Below are 15,090 nucleotides of genomic sequence, written 5' to 3'. Positions count from 1 at the left end.
AAAGATACTAAGAGGTATGTTTTTGGTGTTAAATTTAAACTAAAGTTAGATTACCCTTTTTTTTAATTAAATTTTAGAGTGAATTAATCTCTTTGATAAGTTACAAATGAAAACTCAAAGTCATGGTTTTCGTCTTTTGTATGAAAGGTATTTGCAGTTTCTTTCCAAACAGATAGATCAATCTCCGGAAAGAATGTGTCTGCATCAAAATTTGAATGTACACGAGTTAATTCAAGTTTAGAAGCATAGGGCATAGCTAGTTTGTAAATTTCTCCACCCCCAATAATAAATGGTTGTGCATCATCTTTAGCTAAGGCAATAGCAGCTTCTATATTGTTTACTACAATAACACCTTCAGGTACTTTATAGTCAGACTGTCTTGAAATTACAATATGTGTACGGTTAGGTAATGGCTTTGGAAAGCTCTCAAATGTCTTGCGCCCCATGATTATATGATGACCAGAAGTTAGTGCTTTAAAGCGCTTTAAATCATCACGTAAATGCCAAATTAAATCGTTGTTTTTACCAATTTCATTATTCTCACCTGCAGCAACAATCATGGTTAGATTGTTAATCGCTTTAGTTTGTTGCGCTTTAAAAACTTCACTTTTTGCAAGTGTTAAATCTTCTTTCTCCACTTGTAGTTTTAATTTTTCAATTCTGACCTTCTGCTTAGTGACTAGTTTTGCTAATTGTTGTTCTTCCCATTCTTTACCCATAAATTTTGAAGTTACAAAGACACTAAATAAATGATATAAAAAGAAAAACAGCCAAGCCATAATAGCAAATACAAACCAATCAATTCCAAAAAATTTGGTTTCTTTTCCTATTCCTAAAACGGTGTTTGCTACTATTAAAAATACAGCACCAATTAAGAAGATTACAAAATGCGCATACAAACGCTTTTTTTGCTTAATTCTACGCTGAGCATTTTTAATTAATTCTAATTGCTCTTTATCTATTTGAGGTTTTTCTTTTTTCTTTATTCCGAACATAGGTCGCTATTATTATGTAAAGTTAATGAATTTATGAGATTTGCTTTTAATATTTGTAGACGAAATCGATATAGTTTGATTATCAATTGTTTACAACTGTTTTTGTATTAATAATATTAACAATTTATTGCCATTAAATTAACGAAATAGATGTTTTTAGGCAGTAATTTTAGTAATCTCATAAAAGTTTAAAATTAGTTATTTTTTATTTTGATGGCTGAAAAAATCTTATCTAATTTTGAACCTTTAAAACACTTATATTATGGCTATTAAGAAACAATTTTTGAAAAGTAAACCAGTTTGTAAAGTAACTTTTACTGTTCCGGCAGCAGAAGCAAAGCAAGTTACTGTTGCAGGTAATTGGAATGAATGGAATACGGAAGCAGAACCATTAAAAAAGTTAAAAAACGGAACCTTTAAAGGAACTGTAAACCTAGAAGCAGGTCAGGCTTACGAGTTTAAATATGTTGTTGATGGACAATGGCAGAATGACGTGGAAGCGGATGGGTATGCTTGGAATGATTATGCTGCTGCAGATAATAGTGTGATAAACTTATAAAAACAAATAGAGCGCTTAGTTATTAAGCGCTCTATTTGTTTTTGTAATTAAAAGGATACTGTTTAAACTGCCACAGCACCTTTGATATGCGGATGTGGGTTATAGTTTTCTAATTTGAAATCTTCAAATTTAAAATCAAAAATATCCTTTACATCAGGATTAATTGTCATTGTTGGTAATGGTCTCACCTCTCTAGATAGTTGTAATTCCAGTTGCTCAAAATGGTTGCTATAAATATGTGCATCCCCAAAAGTGTGTATAAAATCACCAGCTTCATAACCACAAACTTGTGCAATCATCATAGTAAACAAGGCATAAGAAGCAATATTAAAAGGGACTCCTAAAAACGTATCTGCACTACGTTGGTATAGTTGGCAAGATAATTTGCCATCTGCTACGTAAAACTGGAAAAAGGCATGACACGGTGGTAATGCAGCTTTTCCATTAGCAACATTCTCAGAAAAACTTTTGGAATTGTCAGGTAAAACAGACGGGTTCCATGCAGACACTAACATACGTCTACTATTAGGATTGTTTTTTAAGGTGTCTATAACGTCTTTAATTTGGTCAATCTCATCACTATTCCAATTTCTCCATTGGTGTCCGTAAACAGGTCCTAAATCACCATTTTCATCAGCCCAAGAATTCCATATTTTAACGCCATTTTCAGTAAGGTAGTTGATGTTTGTATCTCCTTTTAAAAACCAAAGTAACTCATAAATAATAGATTTTAAGTGTAGTTTCTTGGTTGTTACCATCGGGAAACCTTTACCTAAGTCAAAACGCATTTGATAACCAAAAACGCTTTTTGTGCCAGTGCCTGTGCGGTCTCCTTTTTCGTTTCCATGTTCTAATATGTGCTTAACTAAGTCGTGATATTGTTTCATATTTCTTAAGATTTCAAGAATTTAAAAGTATAAAAAAGGGTTAACATTAAAATGTTAACCCTAAATAATATATAAAAAGTTATTAACTGTTATTATCCAATAATCATACCTGCAATAGTTGCAGATATTAGTGATGCTATAGTACCTCCAAGTAGTGCTTTCATCCCGAATTTAGACAAGGTTTTACGTTGTCCTGGCGCTAAAGATCCAATACCTCCAATTTGTATTCCAATAGAGGCAAAGTTAGCAAAACCACAAAGCATATAAGTTGCCATAATTATTGACTTCTCATAAGATAAGTGTGTTGCATTAGCTACATTTTTAAGTTCGGCTAATTGTATGTAACCTACAAATTCACTTGCAGCTAATTTAATACCTAATAGCTGCCCCATAAGTGCCATATCTGCTTGTGCGACACCTATTAACCACATTAGTGGTGCAAAGATGTAACCCAATATAAGTTCTAGAGATAAAGCTTTATAACTTGTGTTTAAAGCAATCCAGGCGTTTAGGTTAGTAACATCTCCAACCCAACCTAAAATACCATTTAACATGGCTATAAAAGCAACAAATACTAATAGCATTGCTCCAACATTAACTGCTAGTTTTAAACCTTCAGTTGTACCGTTGGCAATAGCGTCTAATATGTTAGAACCTATTTTGTCTTGAGAGACTTCTACATCTGTATTTACCTCTTCTGTTTGAGGAAATAATATTTTTGAAATAACTATGGCACCAGGAGCTGCCATTACGGAAGCTGCTAATAAATGCTTAGCGTAAAATAAACGTAACACTTCATCATCACCACCTAAAAATCCAATATATGCAGCAAGTACTGCTCCTGCTACTGTTGCCATACCTCCAATCATAACTAAAAGCATTTCTGATTTAGTCATTTTTTCTAAGTAAGCTTTAATAAGTAACGGCGCTTCTGTTTGTCCTAAAAAGATATTTCCTGCAACACTTAAGCTTTCTGCTCCAGAAATTTTAAGCGCTTTTGATAATAACCAAGCCATAGCTTTTACTACTCTTTGGATAATACCTAGATAAAATAATAAAGAAGTTAATGCAGAAAAGAAAATGATAGTTGGTAATACTTGGAAAGCGAAAATAAATCCGAAAGTATCCATATCAACCACTAATCCTTCGAATAAAAATTTACTTCCGGCTCTAGTAAAATCTAAAACACTTATAAATAAACCTCCAATAAATTCGAATGCTGTTTTTATAAAATCAACTTTTAAAACACCAATTGCAATTAGTAACTGAAAGGCTAAACCAATCACTACAATTTTCCAATCGATAGCTTTTCTGTTGCTACTAAATAAAAATGAAATAAATAATAAAGCAACCATTCCTAAAGCACCTCTCCATAGACTAGTTACAGAAAAACCACCACTAGGAATTATTTTGTTAGCTTCAGATACTGCAAGTTGCGCAGCTGTTTTTTCTTTTATTTTAAACGAATAAATGTTTTCTTTTTGTTTGAAAACTAAAGTAGAATCTGTTAAGGTTTGTACTTTTAAGCGTTGAGAGACATCGCTAGGCGTATCATAATAAAATACTAGTACATTGTTTTGAAATAAATAGTCTCCAGATAAATTGTTATGATTAAAACTACCATCTTTAATGGTTAGTACATCTTTATCAGATAAGTCTAAACTTGTCGAGTCTAATTTAGTTTGACCTGCTTCAAGCTGCCATTCTTTTTCAATATCCTGAGCATAGGTAGATGTAATGCTCGTTAAAGTCGCTAGAATAGCAAGTATAAAATATTTCATTGTAAAGGGATTATCGTTTAGAGATTTCATCTCTGATTTTAGCTGCTTTTTCGTAATCTTCATTAGTTACAGCTTCGTCTAAAAGGTTGTGTAGTTCTTCTGTTGTTTTAGAAAAATAATCGTCTTGTTCGTCTTCTAATTCAAACTCTTCGTTTATTATATCTTCAACAAGGATGTTCTCTGGATCATTTTCTTGCGTAGGGTCAACCTTTAGGTATATTCCGGCTTTGTCCAGTATGTTTTTATATGTAAAAATTGGCGCTTTAAAACGTAAGGCTAATGCAATAGCATCGCTAGTTCTAGCATCAATAATTTCTTCGATTTTATCGCGCTCGCAAATTAAAGAGGAGTAAAATACACCATCTACTAATTTATGAATAATAACTTGTTTAACCACAATATCAAAACGATCTGCAAAGTTTTTAAATAGGTCGTGGGTGAGTGGTCTTGGTGGTCTAATTTCTTTTTCTAATGCTATAGCAATAGACTGCGCTTCAAAAGCACCAATAACAATTGGTAATTTACGATCGCCATCAACTTCGTTTAAAATAAGTGCATACGCACCATTTTGTGTTTGGCTGTAAGAAATACCTTTTATATTTAATCGGACTAAACTCATAGTGTATAAAAAACAAAGAACCGTTTAAATTAGGACTTTACCAAACTACGATAAGTAGTTTTTGTACATAATTTAAACAGTCCTTTGTTAATAAGAACTTAATTTTATAAAAACTTAGGCGTTTGCTGCCTTAAATGCTTTTAACTTTTCTATTAATTGTGGTACCACTTCAAAAGCATCTCCAACAACTCCATAATCTGCTGCTTTAAAGAAAGGTGCTTCTGGATCTGTGTTAATAACCACTTTTACTTTAGAGGCATTAATACCTGCTAAATGTTGTATTGCACCAGAGATTCCGATTGCAATATATAAGTTTGATGCTACTGGTTTTCCTGTTTGTCCAACGTGCTCACTGTGTGGTCTCCATCCTAAGTCAGATACGGGTTTAGAACATGCTGTTGCTGCTCCTAAAACATCTGCTAACTCTTCAATCATTCCCCAGTTTTCTGGTCCTTTCATTCCACGTCCTGCAGATACTACTATTTCAGCATCAGCAATAGTTACTTTGTCTGTTGCTTTATCTACAGACTCTACAGTTACTCCTGTAGCAGGTAAGCTTGGTGCAAAATCTTCCGCAGCAGCGCTAGCACTTTTTTCTACTAATCCAAAAGAGTTATTAGAAACACCAACAATTTTTACATCTGTATCAATTGTAGTTAAATTAAACGCTTTATTTGTAAATGCTGTACGTTTTACTGTAAAAGGAGCGGTAGATGATGGCGCTTCCATAACATTAGAGGCGTAACCAGCTTCTAAAGCTACTGATAATATAGGTGCTAAATACTTGCTATCTGCACTTTGACTTACTATTACAACTTTAGCATCTTCGTTTTTTGCTGCTTGTGCAATTGCAGAAGCATAAGATTTTGCATTAAAGTTATTTAAAGAAGCATCTGATATTTTTAATACCTTATCTACTCCGTATTGTCCTAATTCTGAAACATCATTTGCATTAACTGTTACAGCTGTTACAGTTGTTCCCATTTGGTCTGCAACTGCTTTTGCATAAGATGCTACTTCTAGAGCTGTTTTTTTAAAGGCTCCGTTTTCTGATTCTGTATATACTAAAACTGACATAATTTTTTATTTTAAAAATTAAAACTCCAAAGCTATATTCCAAAGTTTGATTTCTTGGAATACGGAATTTTAATATTGGATTTATATTACTTTAGCTTCGTTGTGAAGTAAGTTAACTAACTCATCTAAATTATCAGGAGCAACTAAAGTTACCGCACCTTTTGGAGTAGGTTTTTCAAATTTAACAGAAGACGTTTCAACAGACGCGCCAACTGGCTCAACAACAGTTAATGGTTTTTTTCTAGCCATCATAATCCCTCTCATGTTTGGGATACGTAAATCACTTTCTTCGACTAAACCTTTTTGACCACCAATAACTAAAGGTAATGCAGTAGCAACCGTTTCTTTACCACCATCAATTTCTCTTACAGCTTTAGCAGTTGTACCATCCACATCTAAGCTAATACAGTTTGTTACAAAATTAGCGTCAATCATTTCTGCAATCATACCAGGTACCATTCCACCGTTATAATCAATAGACTCACGACCAGCAATTACTAAGTCGTAACCACCTTCTTTTACTACGTTAGCAATTTCTTTAGCAACTTGGTATCCATCTTTAGCTTCCGTATTAACTCTAATAGCGGTATCTGCACCAATAGCTAAAGCTTTACGTAAAGTAGGTTCTGTTTCTGGTCCTCCAACATTTATAACATCTACAGATGCACCTTGTTTTTCTTTAAACCACATAGCACGTGTTAAACCAAATTCGTCGTTTGGATTAATTACAAATTGCACTCCAGTTGTGTCAAATTTTGAATCTCCATCTGTAAAATTAATTTTTGATGTCGTATCTGGTACATGACTAATACACACTAAAATTTTCATATTATTTTTGTTTTATGAGTTCTGTTACGTTAGATGTAATCAACTATAACGATATAGTTTGTCTAACTTTTATTTAATTTTTGATAAATTTAAGTCTTTAAAAATCCGCTTAAATCTTACGGACACGAAGATAATTATTTTATTTCGAAAAAATACTATGCATGCATAGTAAATTTTAAATAATTCTGTAGTTAAAAGTTTTTCATTTATTGTTATTTTTGCTTTTCAAATTATTATTTAGATGAAGACAATTCAATTTAGAGAAGCTATATGTGAAGCCATGAGTGAAGAAATGCGCAGAGATGAAAGCATTTACTTAATGGGAGAAGAAGTAGCAGAATATAATGGTGCATATAAAGCATCAAAAGGGATGTTAGATGAGTTTGGTGCAAAACGTGTTATTGATACACCAATTGCCGAGCTTGGATTTGCTGGTATTGCTATAGGTTCTACCATGACAGGTAACAGACCAATTGTAGAATACATGACGTTTAACTTTTCGTTAGTTGGTATTGATCAAATTATAAATAACGCTGCTAAAATTAGACAAATGTCTGGTGGACAATTTAATTGTCCTATTGTATTTAGAGGTCCTACAGGAAGTGCAGGACAATTAGGTGCAACACACTCTCAGGCTTTTGAAAACTGGTTTGCAAATACACCAGGTCTAAAGGTAGTAGTACCTTCAAATCCGTATGATGCTAAAGGTTTATTAAAATCTGCAATTCGTGATAACGATCCTGTGATCTTCATGGAAAGTGAGCAAATGTATGGTGATAAAGGAGAAGTGCCAGAAGGAGAATACACAATTCCATTAGGAGTTGCTGAGATAAAAAGAGAAGGTACAGATGTAACAATCGTATCTTTTGGTAAGATTATTAAAGAGGCTTACATCGCAGCAGAGCAATTAGCTAAAGATGGTATTTCTTGTGAGATTATCGATTTACGTACAGTACGTCCAATGGATAGAGAAGCCATTGTTAAATCTGTAAAGAAAACAAACCGCTTAATAATTTTAGAAGAAGCATGGCCATTTGGAAACGTTGCGACTGAAATTACTTATTTGGTACAAAGTGAAGCATTTGATTATTTAGATGCTCCAATTATAAAAATAAACACTGCAGATACACCTGCACCTTACTCTCCAGTATTATTAGCAGAATGGTTACCGGACCATACAGATGTTATTACTGCTGTTAAAAAAGTAATGTATAAATAAAAAAATAGTATTTTCTATTTATTAAAAGCTTCATTAGCACGATTGTTGATGAAGCTTTTTGTATTAAATGCCTAAATATGAATAGTAAACTTTTTTGCCTCTTTTTTATCTTCGGAAGTCTTTTTGCAATCGCACAAACTAAGGTCAGTGGTGTTGTTTTTGACGCGTTTGATCAGCCAATATCTTTTGCAAATGTCGTTTTTAAAGGATCGTCTGTTGGTGTTATTACCAATGAGGAAGGTCGTTTTTATCTTGAAGACGAAAACACATGGGATACCATTGTAGTCTCTTTTATTAGTTTTGAAACACAAGAAATTAAGCTTGAGAAAAAAGTTAATTACGATTTAAAATTTATTCTAAAAGAAGAAGTTGCTGCACTTGACGAAGTCTTTATTGTATCAGGTAAGCAGTCTAAAAAAAATAACCCAGCAATTGATATTCTTAGAAAAATCTGGGCTAACAAACGTAGTAACGGTTTAAAAAAGTACAAACAATACCAGTATGATAAATACGAGAAAGTAGAGTTTGACCTTAATACCGTGGACAGTACTTTAATGGAAAGTAAACTGTTTAGAGGTATGGAGTTTGTTTTTGATCAAGTGGATACGTCTAATGTTACAGGTAAAACGTATTTACCAATGTTTATTAATGAGTCGTCTAGCGAGGTCTATGGAGATAATATAACCAAGGCAAAGCGTGATATTTTAAAAGGAAACAAAAACTCAGGGTTTAGTAATAATCAAATTATTATTGACTTTGTGGATGACTTATATTCAGAATACGATGTGTATGATAATTACCTTAAGTTTTTTGATAAAAGTTTTACTAGTCCAATTTCCAGAACAGGAATTCAGACCTATAACTACGTATTAGCAGATAGTAGTTATATAGATAATAAATGGTGTTATAATATTATTTATTATCCAAGACGTAAAAACGAATTAACTTTTAAAGGCGATTTTTGGGTTGCAGATACCACCTTTGCAATTAAGGAAATTAATATGCAGGCTTCTAAAAGTGCCAACATAAACTGGGTAAAAGAAATTTATATAGAACAAGAGTTTGAGGTCCTAAACGACTCGGTGTTTTTAATAAAGCGTGATTACTTTATGAGTGATTTTGCTTTTAATAAAAAAGAAAAATCAAAAGGTATTTATGGTAAGCGTACTACATTGTACGATAACTATAAGTTTGATCAAGAAAAAGACCCTAAGTTTTATAAAGAAAAAGTATTCAGTTTTGATGAAGATATCTATAATCAAGACGATAGTTTTTGGGACCAAAACCGAATGGAAACCTTAAGTAAGGACGAAAAAGGCGTATACGTCATGCTGGACTCTTTAAAAAACACTCAAAAATTTAAACGCCTATATAACTTAGGAAGTATACTAGCTTCTGGTTATGTAGAGTTTCCTCAGCTTAATTTAGATTATGGTCCGATCTTTTCAACATTTGGTTATAATGAAGTGGAAGGAGTAAGGTTAAGAGCAGGCGGACGTACTTATTTTGGGCAAAACGATTTATGGCGTATTGAAGGATTTACAGCCTACGGGTTTAGAGATAATAAGTTTAAATATGGTCTATCAGGTAAATGGTTACTTGATAAGCGTAGTCGTTTAATTATCTCTGGAGGTAACCGTCGTGATGTGGAGCAAATTGGAGCTAGTTTAACCACTAGTACAGATGTTTTAGGGCGAAGTTTAGCCAGTAGCTCCGTAGTTGGGACAGGGACAAATGATAAATTAACTAACTTAAATTTAAGTACATTATCTATCGAAGCTGAGCCTTTTAGAAATGTAATTACTCGCTTAAGCGGAAGTTATAGAACGTTGGAATCTGCCTCTCAAACATTTAGTTTAGATTATTTTACAGATGCCACACAAACAGCAACTAAATCTGAAGTTAAGCAATACGAAACAGCCTTTTCTATGTCTTATTTTCCAAAACGTGAAATGACAGGGTATGGAGTAGAGCGTCGTACTAAAAACGATGATTTTGCAAGGCTATTTGCTCAAGTAACTGTTGGAGATAAAAGTGTTTTAAATAGTGATTTTGATTATACAAGATTACAATTTTCTTACACCCAACCATGGGCTTTAGGAGGTTATGGTCGTTTATATACTACTATTGAAGCAGGAAAAACATTTGGAGAAGTGCCATTAGGATTACTTAGCGTTGTGCCAGGTAATCAAAGTTATTTTTCAATATATAATACATTTTCAAACTTAGATTTTTATGAGTTTGTTACGGATGAATATGCAACATTGCATATTGAGCATAACTTTAACGGACGTTTATTTTCTCGTATTCCATTTCTTAAAAAGTATAATTTAAGAGCTATTGTTGGAGCAAGAGGCGTTATTGGAGATGTTTCTCAGGAAAATAGAGATATTAATGCGTCAGGTTTAGTTTATAGAGCACCAAAGACTGAAGCGTATTATGAGTATAGCGTTGGTGTAGGTAATATTTTTAAAGTCTTTAGAATAGACTTTAATTTTAGAGGTAACTATTTGGATCCAGTAACTAATCCAGATGCTAGAAAATTTGGTGTTACCGGTAGTTTTGGTTTCTACTTCTAAAAACCAAATAGTAAATTATTGATTTCAATCTTACGTCTTGCGTGCTGTTGTAGTTTGCAAAACGTTTCAATTTAAAATATATATGGCTGTATCAAAAGCAGAAGTAAATGGCATGTCAGAGTTAACTCTAAATAAGCCAGAAATAATTGTTTCAGATAAACAGTTAATGTTATTTAGTAAAGGAACAGATGTTAGATTAACAATAAAAACATTAGAAGCTGGTCATCCTGTATTAATAACAGCATTTTATAGTAATGGATTAACACTATTAAAGGAGTTAAAAGTTTACTTATATAAAAAGTTGCCTAATAAGTCTTTTAAAGAGCAACGCGAATACAGAGCGCAATATAAAAAATTGTCTAGCTTAATTTTGATCGAAATTGTTGATTATAAATTAGCAGTCAAAAAAGCACCAGCTATTGGTTGGTTAGAAAAATTATATCCAGAAGCTAGTCGTTTTTTATTGCCTTTTGTACAAGTCCAAGGACTTAACAGTGCATGGCAATGGTATGAAAATGGTGTAAACATTCCTGTGTTACGTAATAAAATACATCCTTATTTTGGGACGTACTTTCCAACGCGTTATGATCATTTAATTTTATTTGACAATTGGTTAAAGCGTTATGAAGGACCAAAAAAATCCGCAATTGATGTGGGAATTGGAAGTGGTGTGTTATCACTTCAAATGGTAAAACACGGTTTTCAAAAAGTACATGGTACGGATACTAATCCTAATGCTATTTTTGGATTAAACGAATCTATTAAGGATACCAAGTTGTCTAGAAAAATTACGTTGGAATACGCTAATCTTTTTGGAACACATGAAAAACAAACGGAGCTGATTGTTTTTAACCCACCGTGGTTACCAACGTCTAGTCGTTTAAATAGGTTAGACGAAGCTATATATTATAACGAAAGTTTGTTTCCTGACTTTTTTGAAAGTGCAAAACAACGTTTATTGCCAGACGGTAAGTTAGTCTTGTTGTTTTCGAACCTGGCTCAGATAACAGAAGTAACTAAAGCACACCCTATAGAAAAGGAATTAGCAGAAGGTGGACGCTTTGAGTTAGAAAAATGTTTAAAACGTAAAGTTAAGTTGGCTTCTGATAAAACAAAAAGAGACCAACATTGGCGTGCTTTAGAAGAAGTAGAACTGTGGGTTTTAAAGCCTATATAACTGGTTGTTTTTGACTTAGTCTAAATTGAAAATGGGATAAAAATAGTGTTGTTGGCAAAAATCAAAACGTTTCTCTTGCCAATACCTAAATAATCTCGTACTTTCGCATCCCGAAAAAGTAAAAATTAATATTTAAATTCCGCTTGACGGAAACTAAAAATAAAGAATATGAGTCCAGGAGGAAAATTAACATTTGATGTATTAATAGAGATACCAAAAGGAAGCAGAAATAAATACGAATACGATTTTGAATTAAATAAAATCCGTTTTGACCGTATGTTATTTTCTTCAATGATGTATCCAGGAGATTACGGTTTTATTCCAGAAACATTAGCATTAGATGGTGATCCATTAGATGTTTTAGTTATGGGAACTGAGCCAACTTTTCCAGGTTGTGTAATGGAGGTTAAGCCAATTGGTGTATTCCACATGGCTGATGAAAAAGGACCAGACGAAAAAATTATTTGTGTACCAACTACAGATCCAATTTGGAATAGCTACAACGATATTGACGATTTAAATCCTCACAGAGTTAAAGAAATCACTCACTTTTTTCAAGTATATAAGGACTTAGAAATGAAAAAAGTAGATATCGGAGCATGGGGTGATGCAAAAGAAGCCTATGAGATTTTAAATAAATGTGTTGAGCGTTATGAGAATAGCGAGCATAAGACAAATGGTAATTTTACTATCTAAGACGTAAATTTATCCAAAATATTAAACCCCTTTTACTGCAAAGTAAAAGGGGTTTTTGTTTTGCACAAGTATTTGTATTAGTAATCTGTTAATACAAAGTCAATTTATTTTGTTTTTTTGATGTTTAATTGGTTTTAAAATTATTGATAATATAATTTTAATGTTAAAAAATTATCATTTTAATATTTTTGTTTCTGTTTGATTTGTTACTTTAGCAATACTTAACAACCTAATAAACAAACTTATATGGAATCAATGATGATATATATGCCTATTGCTATGGCAATTTTGGGCTTAATTTACATGATTATTAAACAATCTTGGGTAATGAAGCAAGATGCCGGAGATGGCAAGATGAAAGAGATTTCGGATCACATCTACGAAGGGGCTTTAGCTTTTTTAAATGCCGAGTATAGATTGCTTTCAATTTTTGTAGTTATAGTAAGTGTCTTACTTGCTGTAGTCGCGTATTTTGTACCCACTACTAGTTATTTAATAGTAATTGCTTTTATCTGCGGGGCTATTTTTTCTGCTTTTGCGGGAAATATAGGTATGAAAATCGCAACCAAAACTAACGTTAGAACAACTCAGGCAGCAAAAACAAGTCTGCCAAATGCTTTAAAAATATCTTTTGGAGGCGGAACAGTAATGGGACTTGGTGTTGCAGGATTAGCTGTTTTAGGGTTGACTGCCTTTTTTATAATATTTTACAAGTTTGTATTTATGCCAGATGGCTGGACTAATACAGAGGACATGACACTTGTGTTAGAGACCTTAGCTGGGTTTTCTTTAGGTGCAGAGTCAATTGCTTTATTTGCTCGTGTTGGTGGCGGTATTTATACTAAAGCAGCCGATGTTGGTGCTGATTTAGTAGGTAAGGTAGAAGCTGGTATACCAGAAGATGATCCTCGTAATCCAGCAACTATTGCAGATAATGTTGGTGACAATGTTGGAGATGTAGCAGGTATGGGAGCTGATTTATTTGGGTCTTATGTTGCAACAGTACCAGCAGCAATGGTATTGGGTAATTATGTGATTAAAGATATGGGAGGAAATATAGATGATGCTTTTGGAGGTATTGGACCAATTTTATTACCAATGTCTATTGCTGGTGTCGGAATTATTATTTCTATTATAGGAACTTTATTAGTTAAAATAAATAGTAATGATGCTAAGGAGTCCGAAGTAATGGGCGCTTTAAATCGTGGTAATTGGGTATCTATTGCATTAGTAGCAGCAGCTTGTTATGGATTAGTAACTTGGATGTTACCAGAAACTATGCAAATGAACTTTTTTGGAGAAGGTACTATAGAAGTGTCCTCTATGCGTGTATTTTATGCTACATTAGTTGGGCTATTTGTTGGTGCTGTAATATCATCTGTAACGGAGTATTATACAGGATTAGGCAAAAAGCCGATTTTAAAAATTGTACAACAATCAAGTACTGGAGCAGGAACAAATATAATTGCAGGTTTAGCTACGGGAATGATTTCTACATTTCCATCGGTATTATTATTTGCAGCAGCCATTTGGTCGTCTTATGCATTAGCAGGATTTTATGGTGTTGCTTTAGCTGCCTCTGCTATGATGGCTACAACAGCTATGCAATTAGCAATTGATGCTTTTGGTCCAATATCTGATAATGCCGGAGGTATTGCAGAAATGAGTGAGCAAGATCCGATTGTAAGAGAGCGTACGGACATATTAGACTCGGTTGGTAACACAACAGCTGCAACAGGAAAAGGGTTTGCTATCGCATCCGCAGCATTAACATCGTTAGCGTTGTTTGCTGCTTATGTAACGTTTACAGGAATTGACGGTATAAATATTTTTAAAGCACCGGTTTTAGCAATGTTATTTGTTGGAGGAATGGTGCCTGTTGTGTTTTCGGCTTTAGCCATGAATGCGGTTGGTAAAGCAGCTATGGAAATGGTAGAAGAAGTACGACGCCAGTTTAAAGAAATCCCTGGTATTATGGAAGGTACCGGAAAGCCCGAATATGATAAATGTGTGGCTATATCTACTAAAGCGTCTTTAAAAGAAATGATGTTACCGGGGTTATTAACTATTGGGTTTCCGTTGGTGATAGCTTTTGTGCCATTACTTTTTGGAATGCATCATTTGGCTGTTGCCGAAATGTTAGGAGGTTATATGGCAGGTGTTACTGTTAGCGGTGTTTTATGGGCCATTTTTCAAAACAATGCTGGTGGTGCGTGGGATAATGCAAAAAAGTCTTTTGAGGCTGGTGTAGAGATTAATGGCGAAATGACTTATAAAGGAAGTGATGCACATAAAGCTGCTGTTACTGGAGATACAGTTGGTGATCCGTTTAAAGATACGTCTGGACCATCGATGAATATTTTAATAAAACTAACGTGTTTAATTGGGTTGGTGATTGCACCAATTTTAGGTGGTCATGCTGATACAGGCGTAGCGCATGCGGAAGACGTTACTATTGAAAAACAAATGGTTGCAGACAGTAATGTGGCTGAAGCTGTTATAACATATACTATTGTGGTTAATGGAGAAACGGTTGTTAAAACGGAAACCTTTAAGGGTGTTAAGACTGACGTCGAAACTAAAATAAAAGCGTTTGAAGCCGATAATAATACACGTATTGAGGCGGATAGGAAAATTATTAAATCGGTAAATGTCAAAAAGGGCTAACTGTAT

At 33.6% G+C, this 15,090-nt stretch carries 12 protein-coding genes; 6 read left to right on the top strand and 6 right to left on the bottom strand.

What is annotated here, in order from left to right; genetic code table 11:
• Positions 1–83: 83 nt before the first annotated feature.
• Entirely contained in the window at positions 84–995 is a 912-nt protein-coding gene (locus ACZ2G2_RS02915; RefSeq protein WP_090837740.1) for a dihydrofolate reductase, read from the bottom strand.
• 262 nt (positions 996–1,257) lie between these two features.
• Here ACZ2G2_RS02915 and ACZ2G2_RS02910 point away from each other — a divergent pair, with 262 nt between their 5' ends.
• Entirely contained in the window at positions 1,258–1,554 is a 297-nt protein-coding gene (locus tag ACZ2G2_RS02910; protein ID WP_090837738.1) for an isoamylase early set domain-containing protein, read from the top strand.
• A 62-nt stretch (positions 1,555–1,616) separates the two neighbouring features.
• Here ACZ2G2_RS02910 and ACZ2G2_RS02905 read toward each other — a convergent pair whose 3' ends face one another.
• From ACZ2G2_RS02905 to ACZ2G2_RS02885, 5 genes are all read right to left on the bottom strand, one after another.
• Entirely contained in the window at positions 1,617–2,441 is an 825-nt protein-coding gene (locus ACZ2G2_RS02905; protein ID WP_470393880.1) for a thymidylate synthase, read from the bottom strand.
• Positions 2,442–2,533: 92 nt separating this feature from the next.
• The gene (locus ACZ2G2_RS02900) at positions 2,534–4,222 is read right to left on the bottom strand and encodes a NupC/NupG family nucleoside CNT transporter (RefSeq protein WP_470393878.1); all 1,689 of its coding nucleotides are present in this window, start codon (positions 4,220–4,222) and stop codon (positions 2,534–2,536) included.
• A gap of 10 nt (positions 4,223–4,232) precedes the next feature.
• On the bottom strand, positions 4,233–4,841 hold the full coding sequence (locus ACZ2G2_RS02895; RefSeq protein WP_470393877.1) for a bifunctional nuclease family protein: 609 nt from the start codon (positions 4,839–4,841) through the stop codon (positions 4,233–4,235).
• 114 nt (positions 4,842–4,955) lie between these two features.
• A complete protein-coding gene (locus tag ACZ2G2_RS02890; RefSeq protein WP_101203993.1) occupies positions 4,956–5,918 on the bottom strand; it encodes an electron transfer flavoprotein subunit alpha/FixB family protein in 963 nt (320 codons plus the stop codon).
• An 81-nt stretch (positions 5,919–5,999) separates the two neighbouring features.
• Positions 6,000–6,746 (bottom strand): electron transfer flavoprotein subunit beta/FixA family protein, encoded by a 747-nt coding sequence (locus ACZ2G2_RS02885; protein WP_090837728.1) that lies wholly within the window; start codon positions 6,744–6,746, stop codon positions 6,000–6,002.
• Positions 6,747–6,987: 241 nt separating this feature from the next.
• Here ACZ2G2_RS02885 and ACZ2G2_RS02880 point away from each other — a divergent pair, with 241 nt between their 5' ends.
• From ACZ2G2_RS02880 to ACZ2G2_RS02860, 5 genes are all read left to right on the top strand, one after another.
• A complete protein-coding gene (locus ACZ2G2_RS02880) occupies positions 6,988–7,965 on the top strand; it encodes a pyruvate dehydrogenase complex E1 component subunit beta (RefSeq protein WP_090837726.1) in 978 nt (325 codons plus the stop codon).
• Positions 7,966–8,042: 77 nt separating this feature from the next.
• Positions 8,043–10,544 (top strand): DUF5686 family protein, encoded by a 2,502-nt coding sequence (locus ACZ2G2_RS02875; RefSeq protein WP_470393876.1) that lies wholly within the window; start codon positions 8,043–8,045, stop codon positions 10,542–10,544.
• An 82-nt stretch (positions 10,545–10,626) separates the two neighbouring features.
• A complete protein-coding gene (locus ACZ2G2_RS02870) occupies positions 10,627–11,721 on the top strand; it encodes a methyltransferase (protein WP_470393874.1) in 1,095 nt (364 codons plus the stop codon).
• A gap of 168 nt (positions 11,722–11,889) precedes the next feature.
• Positions 11,890–12,417 carry an inorganic diphosphatase gene (locus ACZ2G2_RS02865; RefSeq protein ID WP_101203990.1) on the top strand — a complete coding sequence of 176 codons (528 nt, stop codon included), beginning with the start codon at positions 11,890–11,892 and terminating at the stop codon, positions 12,415–12,417.
• Between the two features lie 246 nt (positions 12,418–12,663).
• Positions 12,664–15,084: a sodium-translocating pyrophosphatase gene (locus ACZ2G2_RS02860; protein ID WP_470393872.1), complete on the top strand. Its 2,421-nt coding sequence runs from the start codon at positions 12,664–12,666 to the stop codon at positions 15,082–15,084.
• The last annotated feature ends 6 nt before the right edge of the window (positions 15,085–15,090 follow it).

The sequence above is a fragment of the Olleya sp. KKT75 genome (assembly GCF_055635485.1).
Note: the sequence above shows the minus strand (reverse complement) of the source record. Positions and strands in the feature narration are given on the sequence as shown.

Coding starts and splice junctions, on each gene's coding strand:
- ACZ2G2_RS02875 (WP_470393876.1), top strand. CDS start 8,043: ATGAATAGTAAACTTTTTTGCCTCTTTTTTATCTTCGGAAGTCTTTTT.
- ACZ2G2_RS02910 (WP_090837738.1), top strand. CDS start 1,258: ATGGCTATTAAGAAACAATTTTTGAAAAGTAAACCAGTTTGTAAAGTA.
- ACZ2G2_RS02890 (WP_101203993.1), bottom strand. CDS start 5,918: ATGTCAGTTTTAGTATATACAGAATCAGAAAACGGAGCCTTTAAAAAA.
- ACZ2G2_RS02865 (WP_101203990.1), top strand. CDS start 11,890: ATGAGTCCAGGAGGAAAATTAACATTTGATGTATTAATAGAGATACCA.
- ACZ2G2_RS02885 (WP_090837728.1), bottom strand. CDS start 6,746: ATGAAAATTTTAGTGTGTATTAGTCATGTACCAGATACGACATCAAAA.
- ACZ2G2_RS02905 (WP_470393880.1), bottom strand. CDS start 2,441: ATGAAACAATATCACGACTTAGTTAAGCACATATTAGAACATGGAAAC.
- ACZ2G2_RS02895 (WP_470393877.1), bottom strand. CDS start 4,841: ATGAGTTTAGTCCGATTAAATATAAAAGGTATTTCTTACAGCCAAACA.
- ACZ2G2_RS02880 (WP_090837726.1), top strand. CDS start 6,988: ATGAAGACAATTCAATTTAGAGAAGCTATATGTGAAGCCATGAGTGAA.
- ACZ2G2_RS02915 (WP_090837740.1), bottom strand. CDS start 995: ATGTTCGGAATAAAGAAAAAAGAAAAACCTCAAATAGATAAAGAGCAA.
- ACZ2G2_RS02870 (WP_470393874.1), top strand. CDS start 10,627: ATGGCTGTATCAAAAGCAGAAGTAAATGGCATGTCAGAGTTAACTCTA.
- ACZ2G2_RS02860 (WP_470393872.1), top strand. CDS start 12,664: ATGGAATCAATGATGATATATATGCCTATTGCTATGGCAATTTTGGGC.
- ACZ2G2_RS02900 (WP_470393878.1), bottom strand. CDS start 4,222: ATGAAATATTTTATACTTGCTATTCTAGCGACTTTAACGAGCATTACA.